This is a genomic window from Paenibacillus sp. JSM ZJ436 (genome assembly GCF_044383795.1).
Taxonomy (GTDB): Bacteria; Bacillota; Bacilli; order Paenibacillales; family Paenibacillaceae; genus Paenibacillus_AQ; species Paenibacillus_AQ algicola.
Genome location: NZ_JBISEO010000025.1, coordinates 1 through 13,703 on the forward strand (window position 1 = coordinate 1; position 13,703 = coordinate 13,703).

At 54.5% G+C, this 13,703-nt stretch carries 10 protein-coding genes and 1 rRNA gene; 2 read left to right on the forward strand and 9 right to left on the reverse strand.

All coding sequences use genetic code 11. From position 1 onward, the window contains the following. Positions 1 to 93, reverse strand: a 16S ribosomal RNA gene (locus ACH6EH_RS19220); the annotation flags it as partial. Between the two features lie 477 nt (positions 94 to 570). Here ACH6EH_RS19220 and ACH6EH_RS19225 point away from each other — a divergent pair. Continuing rightward, positions 571 to 1,842, forward strand: coding sequence for a molybdopterin-dependent oxidoreductase (locus tag ACH6EH_RS19225; RefSeq protein WP_397333453.1), 1,272 nt, complete (start codon positions 571 to 573; stop codon positions 1,840 to 1,842). Between the two features lie 146 nt (positions 1,843 to 1,988). Then, positions 1,989 to 3,242 carry an MFS transporter gene (locus tag ACH6EH_RS19230; protein WP_397333454.1) on the forward strand — a complete coding sequence of 418 codons (1,254 nt, stop codon included), beginning with the start codon at positions 1,989 to 1,991 and terminating at the stop codon, positions 3,240 to 3,242. A 105-nt stretch (positions 3,243 to 3,347) separates the two neighbouring features. Here the strand turns inward: ACH6EH_RS19230 and ligA are convergent, their stop codons facing one another. From ligA to rfbC, 8 genes are all read right to left on the reverse strand, one after another. After that, positions 3,348 to 5,363, reverse strand: coding sequence for an NAD-dependent DNA ligase LigA (ligA, locus tag ACH6EH_RS19235; RefSeq protein ID WP_397333455.1), 2,016 nt, complete (start codon positions 5,361 to 5,363; stop codon positions 3,348 to 3,350). Positions 5,364 to 5,431: 68 nt separating this feature from the next. Beyond that, entirely contained in the window at positions 5,432 to 7,762 is a 2,331-nt protein-coding gene (gene pcrA / locus ACH6EH_RS19240) for a DNA helicase PcrA (RefSeq protein ID WP_397333456.1), read from the reverse strand. A 75-nt stretch (positions 7,763 to 7,837) separates the two neighbouring features. Continuing rightward, positions 7,838 to 8,536 (reverse strand): heptaprenylglyceryl phosphate synthase, encoded by a 699-nt coding sequence (pcrB, locus tag ACH6EH_RS19245; RefSeq protein ID WP_138227187.1) that lies wholly within the window; start codon positions 8,534 to 8,536, stop codon positions 7,838 to 7,840. A 243-nt stretch (positions 8,537 to 8,779) separates the two neighbouring features. Beyond that, entirely contained in the window at positions 8,780 to 10,180 is a 1,401-nt protein-coding gene (locus ACH6EH_RS19250; RefSeq protein WP_397333457.1) for an undecaprenyl-phosphate glucose phosphotransferase, read from the reverse strand. Beyond that, complete coding sequence (locus ACH6EH_RS19255; RefSeq protein WP_208203940.1) at positions 10,177 to 11,103, reverse strand: glycosyltransferase family 2 protein; 927 nt, start codon at positions 11,101 to 11,103, stop codon at positions 10,177 to 10,179. Before ACH6EH_RS19255 ends, ACH6EH_RS19250 begins: the two co-directional genes overlap by 4 nt. Positions 11,104 to 11,231: 128 nt before the next feature. After that, a complete protein-coding gene (gene rfbD, locus ACH6EH_RS19260; RefSeq protein WP_397333458.1) occupies positions 11,232 to 12,116 on the reverse strand; it encodes a dTDP-4-dehydrorhamnose reductase in 885 nt (294 codons plus the stop codon). Further along, on the reverse strand, positions 12,113 to 13,135 hold the full coding sequence (rfbB, locus tag ACH6EH_RS19265; RefSeq protein ID WP_397333459.1) for a dTDP-glucose 4,6-dehydratase: 1,023 nt from the start codon (positions 13,133 to 13,135) through the stop codon (positions 12,113 to 12,115). Before rfbB ends, rfbD begins: the two co-directional genes overlap by 4 nt. 15 nt (positions 13,136 to 13,150) lie before the next feature. After that, on the reverse strand, positions 13,151 to 13,699 hold the full coding sequence (rfbC, locus tag ACH6EH_RS19270) for a dTDP-4-dehydrorhamnose 3,5-epimerase (protein ID WP_397333460.1): 549 nt from the start codon (positions 13,697 to 13,699) through the stop codon (positions 13,151 to 13,153). Between the last annotated feature and the right edge of the window lie 4 nt (positions 13,700 to 13,703).

The window sequence follows — 13,703 nt, forward strand, 5'->3', positions numbered from 1 at the left end:
AGAGGAGCAAGCTCCTCATCAAGTCCGCTCGACTTGCATGTATTAGGCACGCCGCCAGCGTTCGTCCTGAGCCAGGATCAAACTCTCCATGAAAGTTGAGTTCAATTGCTCATTTCAAAACTGACGATTCATTCATCATGAATCCATTTTATTAACGAGTTCCATTTGTTCAGTTTTCAAAGAACTTGGTTGGTTCCTGTATCATTTCTCTCAATCACACATGACGTTTATCATACCATGTCTGCTTGCTATCTGTCAACAAGTTTATTCAACCTCTTGACCACTCTCTCAAGTTTACCTCGCAAGCGACAAGAAATAATATATCATGTCAGCAAGACATTTACAACCCCTTTTTTCAAAAAAGTTATTTACACCCTAAATTCACCCTTCTTCATAAGGACTTCGCCACGTCTTTGTTTGATTTTTCTTCATATATAGGTTGATTATCAGTTATTCAGGGGAGGTGTTTTGCGGTACATTAAGGATAAGGTGACTTTTGCACTTCTGTTGCTGATGTCGTTGTGGAGAAATGCATACATAATGAATCATTGCCTAGAGAGGATGTTGACGATGAAAACTTCATGGCTGAGCCGGATCCGAAAAGGTTATGGCAAGAAGCTCACCTCGATCCATGCCTGGAACGCCTGGATTGTTCTGTTCCTCTCGCTGTCCGGCTTGCTGCTGGTAGGCGGATTCTGGCGAGAAATCCTCGGCGCCGGACGGGTGTGGCTCAAATGGGCACACATCGGGGTCGGTATCGTCCTGCTAATTCCTGTCGTGTACTATCTGCTCCTGGCCGCCAAGCACTGGAAAAGGCTCAAGGGCAGAACCGGGCAAAAAGTGAACGTTGTGTTCGTGCTTTTCCTGCTCCTCGGCTGGCTGGTATCCGGTATCGTGCTGTGGCAGTTCCGCCTGGCCGGTCCGCGCGCGGCAAATGCCGCGTTGTTCATTCACGATCTTTTGACCTGGATTGGCCTTCCGGTTATGATCTACCATTCTATCACCCGTACCAAATGGCTGAAGGAGCCGCAGCGGCGAGCTTTATCCGTTGAGGCTGCGAACAGTCATAGACCAGCGGGGGATAAAGCTCCGGCAACCCTGCCCGAAGCACCACAGCCGCTATACACCCGCCGAGGGTTCATCAAAGCCGCGGCAGGTGCGGGACTTGCCTTGACGCTGGGGCCTACCTTTTTGAGCTGGCTGAACAAGACGATGCAGTCCACCGGTTCTGCGGGCTTTGTCGCAAGCAATGCCAACGCACTCGTTCCCGAGCCAGTGCCGCTTCCGGACTCTTCACCGCCGCTTGGCGGAGGGGCTCAGGGGAATTTTCGCGTGTACACGGTAACTGACATCCCTACTTTTGATAATAGTAACTGGTCGTTCACGGTGGATGGCCTGGTGGATCAGAAGCTGGAATGGAGCTGGGAAGAATTTGTAGCGTTGAATAGAGAGGTTCAGGTCAGTGACTTCCATTGCGTGACAGGCTGGTCTGTCTATCAGAACACCTGGGAAGGCATCCCTCTCTCCAAGTTGCTGGATCTGGCCGGCGTGCAGAGCAAGGCCCAAACGGTGAAGTTCTACTCCGGCGACGGGGTGTATACCGATTCTTTAACGATGGAGCAGGCCCGGATGGATGATGTGATGGTCGCTGTCCTGCATGACGGCAAGCCTATACCAAGCCAGCTCGGGGGTCCGGTGCGTCTGGTCACGCCGCAGATGTACGCCTATAAGTCCGTCAAGTGGCTGAACCGCATTGAGCTGATTGAAGGGGATTACTCCGGATATTGGGAGGTTCGCGGCTATGACAAGGACGCGTGGATCCCGGATGCGAAGAAAAGCTGAGACTGTAACAGCGTGTGAACGACCCGCCATGCAAGTTTTTTTGGAAAATTAAGTGTTGTCTTTCGTGGAAAAAGGTCTTAAGGTTGTTCATTAGGGCACACTCCACAGCATTGCTGAAATGATAGCCCATGTAAGGAGAGAACATCATGGCGGATAAGTCGCTGAAGCTGGCCAAGCCGGCATCCACTCCTGCTGCAGACCGCGGTGCGGGGCAGGAGACCGTGTACCGGATTTTGCTCGCGATCAGCTTTGTACATTTGTTTAATGACTCGATTCAAGCGGTGATTCCGGCGATTTTTCCCATTCTGAAGGAGAACCTGCTGCTAACCTTCACGCAGATCGGCTGGATTTCATTTGCCATTAACTTCACGTCCTCTATCATCCAGCCGGTGATCGGCTATGCCGCAGACCGCAAGCCCCGGCCGATCCTGCTGCCGCTCGGAATGTGCTGTACCCTTGCTGGTGTCGGGATCCTTGCCTATGCGGGCTCGTACATATTGGTGCTGTTCGCGGTCATCCTGATTGGCCTCGGCTCGGCCACCTTCCATCCCGAAGGCATGCGCGTAGCTCATATGGCAGCAGGGATGCGCAAGGGTCTGTCCCAGTCCATCTTTCAGGTGGGTGGTAACGCCGGACAGTCGTTGGCACCGCTGCTGACACGGTTTATTTTTGTACCGCTGGGTCAAAGCGGGGCGGTCTATTTCACCTTCATCGCTGCGGCCGGGGTCGCCGTGCAAAGCTATGTGGCCCGCTGGTACCGCTCCATGCTGGACGCCGGATATACCTTTACAAAGCACGCCAAGGGCCGTCTTCTGGATCCGGCGCGCCGCCGCAGCATCCGTCATGCGACGCTGGTGCTCGTGCTGCTCGTATTCGTGCGCTCCTGGTACGGGGCTGCAATTAGCAGCTACTATGCGTTTTATCTGATGGACGCTTACCGGATCGGCCTGGATGATGCTCAAATTTACATCTTCCTGTTCCTTGCTGCCGGGGCGGTCGGCACCTTCTTTGGCGGACCGCTTGCTGACCGCTTCGGGCGCCGTAACCTGATTATGCTGTCCATGGTGGGCACAGCCCCTATCGCGCTGCTGCTGCCCTATGTATCCCTGTTCTGGGCAGGCGTGCTGCTTACGATCGGCGGCTTCATTCTGCTCTCCAGCTTCTCGGTCACTGTCGTGTATGCCCAGATGCTGCACCCTGGCAACATCGGGACGGTATCCGGCCTCATTACAGGCTTCGCCTTTGGCATGGGCGGGGTTGGCGCTCTCGCGCTCGGCAACCTGGGCGACACCTGGGGCATCGGCAATGTGATGATCGCCGCCAGCTTTCTGCCGCTGCTGGGCCTGTTCTCGTTCCTATTGCCCAAGGACCGGGTGATCGAGCAATGGTCTAAAGAGTAGCCTGCGTTAAGGCAGATCTCGGAAGACTGCCAAACGTCAAAAACACCGTCATCCCAGCACCTGAGCTCAGGTGCGGATACGGTGTTTTTTGATCCATCCGAATGGTTAGCCCTCGTTCAACAGCCGAACGAACTCTTCCTCATCCTCCAGCACAGAGATGCCGAGCTGTTTGGCTTTGGCCAGCTTGCTGCCGGCTTTCTCGCCTGCAATCAGCAGGTCTGTTTTCTTCGATACACTGCCGGTGACCTTGGCGCCCAGGGCCTCCAGCTTCTCCGTTGCCTCATCCCGGGTGAGCAGGTGCAGCGTACCGGTGAGCACGACGGTTTTGCCGCTGAAAAAGGAATCACTGCTGATTACAGCCGGCGCTTCCGGCGCCTTGGCCTGAACCCCGAGTGAGAGCATGCGCTCAATAGAGGCCTGGTTGAATGGATCGGCAAAATACCCTGCAATGGACTCTGCCACAATTCCGCCGACATCCGGCAGCTCCACCAGCTCCTCCGCGTCAGCCTCCATAATCCGGCTCAGGTCGCGGTAGTGGTCTGCCAGCATTTTGGTGGTCGATTTGCCCGTGTTCGGAATGCCCAGCGCATACAGGAACGCGGCCAGGTCGCGGCCTTTGCTGGCTTCCAGAGCATCCAGCAGGTTCTGGGCCTTCTTCTCCCCAAAGCGCTCCAGCTTGACCAGGCTGTCAAACTCCAGCGTATACAAATCTGCAGGCTCTTTGACTCCCAGCTCCTCATGCAGCTGAATTGCCGTCTTGTCGCTGAACGTCTCAATGTCCATCGCGTCCCGGGAAGCAAAATGCGAAATTCTCGCAATGATCTGCGGCTTGCAGCCTGACTTGTTATTGCAGAACAAGTGAGCCCCGCGCTGCTCCAGCGGAAAACCGCAGGAAGGACACTGCTCCGGATACTGAATCTCTTCCCCGTCATTCTCTTCTGTTACCTTGCCGAGAATTTCCGGAATGACATCGTTGGAGCGGCGAATGAACACACGCGTGCCCAGGGCGTACTTCAGATTCTTGCGCTCAATGTCCCCGACATTGTTCAGCGTACAGTTCTGTACCGTCACCCCAGCCAGCTCCACAGGCTCGACACGGGCGAGCGGCGTTACCTTGCCGGTACGGCCTACGTTCCAGACAACAGACTCCAGGACGGTGGTCGTCTCCTCCGCCTCGAACTTGTAGGCCACGGCCCAGCGCGGAAATTTATCGGTGTAGCCAAGGATCTCCCGCGTGCGCATGTCCGTCAGCTTCATCACCGCGCCGTCGATCAGGTAGTCCAGGGAGGCGCGCTTGGCTTCAATGTCAGCTAACTGCTCCATGACATCGTCAAAGCTCTGGAAATAAAAAATATACGGATTCACTTTAAACCGATTCTCCCGCAGGAAATCCATCATATCCTTATGATCTTGAAAGCTTACGCCATCGGAATAGCCAACGTTATAGAAGTACGCGGTCAGCCGGCGCTCGGCAGTCACCTTCGGGTTCAGGTTCCGCAGCGCCCCGGCGGCTGCGTTCCGCGCATTCTTCAGCGGATCTGCCGCTGTCTGGTTATATTTCTCCAGCACCGACAGGTTCATAATGCCTTCACCCTGCACCTCAATCGTTCCGTCCGTAAATGGAATGTCCAGCGGCACGGAGCGAATGGTCTTGACCTGAGCGAGGATGCCTTCGCCCACGGCGCCGTTGCCACGGGTCGATGCCTGAACCAGCTTACCGTCCGTGTAGGTCAAATTCAGAGTCAATCCGTCGAATTTCAGCTCCAGCGCGTAGCCAGGCTTCGGTAGCGGGCTGGACGGGTTCTTGGCGTTGTAATCATCTATGAGCCGGACGGCGCGCTCATGCCAGGTACGCAGCTGCTCAATATTTTGCGCCTTGTCCAGGCTCCACAGGGGGGCGAGATGGCGGTGCGGCGCAAAGCCTTTCAGGATCTCGCCTCCCACACGCTGGGTTGGAGAGTCCGGCAGCACGATTCCGCTCTCCTGCTCCAGAGATATTAAGCGATCATACATAGCGTCGTATTCCTTATCGCTGATGAGCGGCTCATCCAGGGTATAGTAATGGTAGTTATAGTTGTTCAGCTCCGCGATCAGCTTCTCCATCTGGTCCTTGGCATTCATGAACGGGGACATCCTCCTTGATAAAAAATGGCGCATGGCGGGGAAAGCCCTGCTCATGCAGCTAAGCGCTACTCCACCTTGGTGATGGGCGCAAAGCCGGCGAGCAGGCGCTTGACGCCAACCGGCGCTGGAAACGCAATCTGAAGCTCCGTATCATTGCCGCTGCCCTTCACGGACACAATGGTGCCGGTGCCCCACTTGCCATGGGCCACCTTGTCACCGGCCTGGAAGGCCCCGGCGCTGCTGGCGCCGGCTGCCGTGCGGGATACCGGTCCGTTCGTTACGGTAACGCGGCTGCTGGCAGAAGGTACGGCGGAGGCGGTCGAGCCGCCAAGAGACAGATCTCTTGTGCGGTCTGCCCCGAAGTTGCCGCCCCCGCTGCCGCCAAAGCCGCGGCCCGCATAAGAGCCGCCAGCCCCAGCACCCCGGCGGTAACGGTCACGGGCGATGTGGGTATCCTCCTTCAGCTCGTCCGGAATCTCGTCCAGAAAGCGGGAAGCCGGGTTCGCTGTCGTCCGCCCGAACAGAGTGCGCATCCGCGCACAGGACAGGAATAGCTGCTGCTCCGCCCGGGTAATTCCGACATAAGCCAGCCGGCGCTCTTCCTCCAGCTCCTCATTATCCATCAGGGCGCGGCTATGCGGGAATACTCCCTCCTCCATGCCAATGATAAATACCACCGGGAACTCCAGTCCCTTTGCACTGTGCATCGTCATCAGGACAACAGCATCACTGCGGTCCTCCTCGCCATCATTGTTCATGGAGTCAATATCTGCAATGAGTGCAAGATCGGTGAGGAAGGAGACGAGCGACTTGTCCTCATTGTTCTTCTCAAACTCCTGGGTTACCGACAGAAACTCGTCGATGTTCTCCAGGCGTGAGCGGGATTCAATCGTGTTCTCATTCTTCAGCTCGCTGCGGTAGCCGGACAGCTCCAGCATTTTCTCACTCAGCTCGGTCACCGACAGAAACTCCACCATCCGGTGCAGAGAAGCAATCATATCGTAGAATTCCACCAGCGCGTTCCGGGTACGCCCCGCAAAGCCGAGATCATCCACAACCTCCAGTGCCCGATACATGGAGACGCCCCGCTCCGTCGCTGCTGCCGCCAGCTTGCCTACCGTCGTATCCCCGATGCTTCGCTTCGGCACGTTAATAATCCGCGTCAGGCTGACGTCATCGTCCGGGTTCGAGATGAGCCGCAGGTAGGCAAGCATGTCCTTGATCTCTTTTCGATCGTAGAACTTGATGCCGCCGACAATCTGATACGGAATGTCCGATTTAATCAGAATTTCCTCGATCACCCGGGACTGGGCGTTAGTACGGTACAAGATGGCGTGATCCTGATAGTTTTGGCCGTTTTTCACATTTTTATTGATTTCTGACGTGACAAAATAGCCCTCATCATGCTCTGTATCCCCGCGGAACACCTTGATCTTTGAGCCCTCGCCCTGATCCGTCCACAGATTCTTCGGCTTGCGCCCGGAGTTAAGCCCGATGACGCTGTTCGCCGCGCTCAGGATGTTCGACGTAGACCGGTAGTTCTGCTCCAGCATAATGGTGCGGGCCTCCGGATAGTCCTCTTCAAAATTCAGAATGTTGCTGATATCCGCGCCGCGCCACCGGTAAATCGACTGGTCACTGTCCCCCACCACGCAGATCCGGTGATGGCTGTCAGCCAGCATCCGGCACAGCATGTACTGCGCTCGGTTCGTATCCTGGTATTCGTCCACATGAATATATTTGAATTTACGCTGGTAGAAATCCAGCACCTCCGGCACTTCCTTAAACAGCTGAATGGTAGACATGATCAGGTCATCAAAATCGAGCGAGTTATTGCTCTTGAGGCGCTTCTGGTATTCTTTATACACCTTGGCGGTCATGCTCTCCAGATAATCCGCGGCCTTCTGCTCGTACTGCTGCGGCGTGATCAGCTCATTCTTGGCGGTGCTCATCATGGCCTGAATGGCCTTCGGCTCAAACTTCTTGGGATCGATATTCAGCTGCTTCATACAGCTGCGGATGACCGAAAGCTGGTCTGTAGAGTCCAGAATGCTGAAGTTGGACGTATAGCCGATCCGCTCAATGTCCTTGCGCAGAATGCGCACGCACATGGAGTGGAAAGTGGATACCCAAATATCTCTTCCTTCATTCCCGACCAATCGGGATACCCGCTCCTGCATTTCCCGAGCTGCTTTGTTCGTAAACGTGATCGCCAAAATACTCCATGGCGGTGCCTTGCGCGTAGCAATCAGATACGCAATACGGTGCGTCAGAACTCGCGTCTTGCCCGAGCCTGCACCCGCCATAATCAGCAGCGGTCCATCGGTAGATTCAACCGCCTGGCGCTGCGGGGGATTGAGGCGGCTAATGGCCTCGTGTATGTCAATCGGCTGCATGATACAAAAGCCTCCTATTCATCGTTGTCTCCAGCTGCGCACGGCGCAGCAGCATCAGGGCCGCTCCGGACTCCTCTATTCGGCAGTACCTTTTACCGCTGCCACCGTGGACAGGGCCTGCTCCAAATCATCATATATAATATTGCCTACAATGACCGTATCGGCTGCGCTTGCAGCCTCTATAGCCTGTGACGGGCCTGTAATGCCGCCCCCGTAAAAAAGCCGCGCCTGCTCCAGTCCCCGGCGTACCCGGCGAACGGTATCCATCTCTCCAAAAATGCCGCTGTACTCCAGATACACGATCGGCAGCGACATGAGCTTGTCCGCAATCTGGGCATAAGCGGCTATTGCATCTTCCGTAAGGCTTGCCTTCGCTCCCGTCAGCTTCGCTACAGCAGCCTCCGGATTCAGCACAATATACCCTTCCGGCACCACAAGCTCCCACGGAATCATATAGCCGTAACGCTCAATGCCCTGGCGGTGGCGCTCCAGAATCCAGGTGACATCCTCGGTGTTCAGCACCATCGGTGTCAGGTACAGATCGAAGCCAGGCACTACAGCCTCCAGATCCGAGACCTCCTGCACACAAGGCAGCTCAAACCGGCGGACCCGGGACATCAAATCGACCGTGTTCTCGTAGGTTATGCCGGTCGAGCCGCCCACCATGATGGCATCACTGCCTGACATGCATAGGGCCTCCAGCGCCTCCTCCGAGAGCTCTTTCTCCGGATCCAGCTTAAACACATGCCTCCACGACTTGATTATGTCTTTCAAGCGTCATTCCTCCACGTTAACGGTTAACCTGCTAGAATAAGTCTATGACAGCATGAGTTGCAAGTCAATTTGATGTTCGTATATCATGCGAACATTTTTTGAAAATTGGGATTAACAAGGAAAGACCTGACGCTGCTCCCTTTCAGGAGGCGTCAGGCCTGGTTTATCAAGTAAGCGAAAATGTGGATGACTGGCATTTCAAGAGCCGCCGCCGGACAGCCGGCTGCCGGACGCACTGAAGCGCTAGTAGGCATTCTTGAAGCCGTTGCGGATCGTGCGCAGAATGATTTTGACGTCAAAGAGAAGAGACCAGTTCTCGATGTAAAAGATATCGTGCTTGATCCGCTCCTCGATCGAGGTATCGCCCCGCAGTCCGTTGCTCTGTGCCCAGCCGGTAATGCCGGGCCGCACATGATGCTTCACCATGTACTTCGGCACGGCCTCCTTAAACTGCTCAACAAAATACGGCCGCTCGGGCCTTGGCCCCACCACGCTCATATGACCCATCAGCACATTGAAGAACTGCGGCAGCTCATCCAGGCTCGTCCGGCGCAGGAAAGAGCCCAGCTTCGTGCGCCGCGGGTCATTCTCCACCGTCCACCCGGTATCCTCCGCACCTTCCGGCAGCAGCTTCATAGAGCGGAATTTGTACATATGGAATGTACGCCGGTTCAGCCCCATCCGCTCCTGCTTGAAGATCGCGGGTCCCGGGGACGTCAGCTTGATGCCGGCATAAATGAGCACCATTACCGGCAGTGTCAGCAATATGGCCGCCAGCGAGAAGGCGATATCAAAGACACGCTTGAACAAGCGGTTGACCGCCAGGTCGAGCGGAATGTCCCGCACGTTAATGAGCGGCATCCCAGCGAAGTTATCGAACACCGGACGCGCCGGCAAAAAGTCGAAGAAATCCGGGATGATGAGCGTGCGCACGCCTGCTTTTTCACAGACCTCGATAATGCCGGGATATTTGTCATGCGCAAGCAGCGGAAGCGCGAGTACCACTTCATCCACGAGCTTCGCAGCCAGTACATGCTCCAGCTCCTCCACCGTGCCGAGAATCGGACTATACCTGCGCGCATCCAGCTCGCTCCACTGCTGGTAATCGTCCAGAAAGCCAACCACCTCGTAGCCGAGTGCGGGATGCTGGTTCAGGTTTTTGTAGAACCGCCGGCCCAGCGAGCCTGCCCCGATGATGAGCACAAACTGGCGGTTATAGCCTTTTTCGCGGAAATATTGAAGTGTCCTCTTCAGAATGTACCGGTACAGCGAGATGAACACTACGTTCAGCACCATATACAGCGCCAGATACATCCGGGAGATATCGACCTCCTTGAAGAAGAACATCAGGCTGAGCAGAACAAACATGCTGATGAAATGGGTTTTTATAATCTTAATGAATTCGTCGGCAAAGCGCTGCTTCCGCTTCGGAGAATAAAAGGACACCATGGAGCCCACGATGACCGCCACCGCCCCAAACACGACGCTCCACCCGCCGTAAGTCTCGACCGGCAAAGGGTGCTCATACGGCAGCCAGCCGCTCTCGAACTTGATCCACCAGGCCAGCAGAAACGCCAGCTGTACGACGGCGAAATCCATCAGCATATATAATTTGGTCAGAAATCCTTGATTCCGGCGAATCACGATTCCACCTCCACGGCTGCAGGAGCCGGCGCAGCAGTCGTCACCGGGCGCAAGGCCGGCCGGGAGGGCTTCAAGCGGTTGAGAAGCAGGGAGAGCGTCATTTTAAAGCCGATGCCGAGATAGACCGCTCCGTTAATCCATAGATTATAGCGCTTGTGATAGTGCTTGCGGTGAAACAGCAGCATCGCCCGATGAAACTCGTAAATAATCTTGAACGACCGCCGGCGTGCACTGCCGCCCTTGTAATGCACAATCTGGGTACGCGGTGTGTAATGGATTCCCCAGCCCGCCGCCTTGATTCGGTAGCACCAGTCAATATCTTCCCCGTACATAAAAAAGGTCTCATCCAGGCCGCCCACCTGCTGAACCGTCTCCCGCCGCACGAGCATAAACGCCCCGACCAGGCAATCCACCGGATATTCCTGATCCGGGTCGAGATAGCCCAGCTGGTATTGGTTAAACTCCCGCTTTTGCGGAAACAGTCTGCCCAGACCCGACACATAATAGAAGGAAGCCGATGGCGTGGGAAACCCGCGCTTGCACGCTTTGTCCAGCCCGCCATCCGGCAGCACCACCTTGCAGCCCGATGCCCCAAGGTCTGTGCGCTCTTCCATAAAGTCCAGCATGACCTGCAGCGTATCGTCCTGCACCAGCGTATCGGAATTCAGCAGCAATAGATACCGCCCCTCGCTGATCTCCATCCCCTGATTATTGGCCTTCGCAAAGCCGGTGTTCTCCCGGTTCTGAATCAGCGTGACCTGCGGGAACTGCTTCCGGATCACCGCTACGGAATCATCCTGCGAGTCGTTGTCGATCACAATGACCTCATAGGTGTACGCGGTGCGCGAAGCATAAACAGACTGCAGACAGTCCACGGTCAGCTGCCGGGTATTGTAATTTACAATAAGAATACTTAAATCGATCATGTTAAAACTCCTGACAAGTTTATCAATCTATCGACATTATAGCACAGGTAAAGCTGGAAGGGGGTGGTAGGATTGTCTCAATTTAAAAAGCCCGGTCATACAGACCAGGCTCCATAATGCTGTATTTAATTCAAGTATAGTTCAGGGTCATGCTGCATGGCTAGCAGGAACCGTCTGAGTCCCTCCCGCCAAGGGGGCAGGTCCTTAAAGCCGTTGGTCCTTATCGACATATGCTCCAGCACTGAATGAGCCGGACGCGGAGCGGGTCTGGGAAATTGAGCCGTGGTGCACGGCTCAAGGCGGGCTGTCACAGGCCAGTGAAGCTGCTCCGCCGCATCTTCCAGAATCGCCTGCGTAAACTCATACCACGTGCAGGCCCCGCTGTTCGTAGCATGATAGATTCCGTATTTCTCTGTCTGAGACAGCTCCAACAGAAAGACGGCCAGATCTACCGTATACGTAGGAGAGCCCTTCTGGTCGTCCACGACTTGCAGTACCGGCTTGTCACGGGAAAGCTTCAGCATCGTTTTGACAAAGTTCGCCCCGTGAAGGCCGAACACCCAGGATGTTCGCACAATAAACCATCTGGAGCATAGCGACTGGGTAAGCCGTTCTCCGGCGTGTTTGGTTTGGCCGTACACACTTTCCGGGCTTACCGCATCATATTCATAATAGGGAACGTTACCTTTGCCATCAAACACATAATCCGTACTAATGTATATCAGCTTCGCTCCCGCCTGCTCTGATGACACCGCCAGATTCCGGGTTCCAACCGCATTCACAAGATAAGCCCCGTCGATATCACTCTCCGCAGCATCGACTGCGGTATATGCCGCGCAATGAACTACGCAATCCGGCTGAAACGCAGTCATGACCCGCTGGCACTGATCCAGATTGGTAATATCCAGCTCCTTGCGTCCACATGCCAACACGTCATGGCCTGCTTCTTCATAAGCGGCTACCACATCTCGGCCCAGCTGTCCCCCGGCGCCGGTGACCAGCACCCTCATGGAGCGTCTCCGAGACGATCGCCGTATTGCTTGTTAACATATTCCCGATAAGCACCCGACTGGATGCGGGTCCACCATTCCTGGTGATTCAGATACCATTGAATGGTTTCCTGAATGCCTGTCTCGAAATGGTGCTTGGGCTTCCAGCCCAGCTCCCGGGTGATTTTGGCCGGATCGATGCCATAGCGGCGGTCATGACCCGGACGATCTGTAACGTACGTAATGAGAGACTCAGGCTTACCCAGCTCCTGCAAAATGGTTTTTACAATATGCAGATTGGTCCGCTCATTATTGCCGCCGATGTTATATACTTCACCGTTCACGCCATCATGGATAACGAGGTCAATCGCACTACAGTGGTCTTCCACATACAGCCAGTCCCGAATATTCAGGCCATCACCGTAGATCGGAAGAGCTTCATCCTTTAACGCCCGGGAGATGATTAACGGAATCAGCTTCTCCGGGAATTGAAACGGTCCGTAGTTATTGGAGCAGCGGGTAATATTTACAGGTAAGCCGAACGTTTCGTGATATGCACGAACCAGCAGGTCGCCGCCCGCCTTGCTTGCGGAATACGGGCTGTTGGGAGCAAGGGGGGTGGTCTCCGTGAACAAGCCTGTTTCGCCTAAGGAGCCGTACACCTCATCCGTGGAAACCTGGACGAACTTCGTCACTCCATACTGCTTCGCTGCATCTAGCAGCACCTGAGTACCCAGAACGTTGGTATTCACAAAAATCTCCGGCTCCAGAATACTCCGGTCTACGTGAGATTCTGCTGCAAAATTGACGACCACATCAATGCCTTGCTGGAAGACGCGGTCTACCGCTTCCTTGTCTGCAATATCTCCCTGGACGAAGGTATAGTTCGGGTTATTTTCAATAGACTTCAGGTTCTCTAGATTTCCGGCATACGTTAAAGCATCCATGTTGACGATCTCATAGCCCGGATGCTGTTTCAGCATATACATCACAAAGTTACTGCCAATAAACCCGGCCCCGCCGGTAACCATAAGTTTCATGTGCCTGTTGGCCTCCTACTCAAAATTCATTTCCGCATCCTTCAGCAGCGGGTGCTTCTGATCCTTCTCCGAAAGAATGGGCTGCGAAGTAGGCCAGTCAATGCCTAAAGCCGGATCATTCCATACTATGCCGCGGTCATGCTCGGGAGAATAATATTGATCTACCTTATAGAGCACCTGCGTATTCGGCACGATTGTACAAAAGCCGTGAGCAAAGCCCTTGGGCACCAGAAGCTGTTTATGGTTATACTCACTTAAAATTACACCAACCCACTGTCCAAAAGTCGCTGATTCTTTTCTAATATCCACTATCACATCATATATAGCTCCGGACACCACTTGAATCAGTTTGGTTTGAGCCTTAGGGTTTAGCTGGTAGTGCAAGCCTCTAATGACACCGACATCCCTTGATAATGATTGGTTATCTTGTATGAAATTAAATTTGATATTAGATGTAAACAGGTCATTAAAGTTATAGCTTTCCATGAAAAATCCACGCTTATCGGTATACAACTCAGGTTCTAATATGACTGCATCTTTCAATTTTAATGGAGTAACCTTCATAGTT

Bases quoted from the DNA above. Each gene is read 5' to 3' on its own strand.
- ACH6EH_RS19225 (WP_397333453.1), top strand. From the start codon at position 571: ATGAAAACTTCATGGCTGAGCCGGATCCGAAAAGGTTATGGCAAGAAG.
- ACH6EH_RS19230 (WP_397333454.1), top strand. From the start codon at position 1,989: ATGGCGGATAAGTCGCTGAAGCTGGCCAAGCCGGCATCCACTCCTGCT.
- ligA (WP_397333455.1), bottom strand. From the start codon at position 5,363: ATGAATGCCAAGGACCAGATGGAGAAGCTGATCGCGGAGCTGAACAAC.
- pcrA (WP_397333456.1), bottom strand. From the start codon at position 7,762: ATGCAGCCGATTGACATACACGAGGCCATTAGCCGCCTCAATCCCCCG.
- rfbD (WP_397333458.1), bottom strand. From the start codon at position 12,116: ATGAGGGTGCTGGTCACCGGCGCCGGGGGACAGCTGGGCCGAGATGTG.
- rfbB (WP_397333459.1), bottom strand. From the start codon at position 13,135: ATGAAACTTATGGTTACCGGCGGGGCCGGGTTTATTGGCAGTAACTTT.
- rfbC (WP_397333460.1), bottom strand. From the start codon at position 13,699: ATGAAGGTTACTCCATTAAAATTGAAAGATGCAGTCATATTAGAACCT.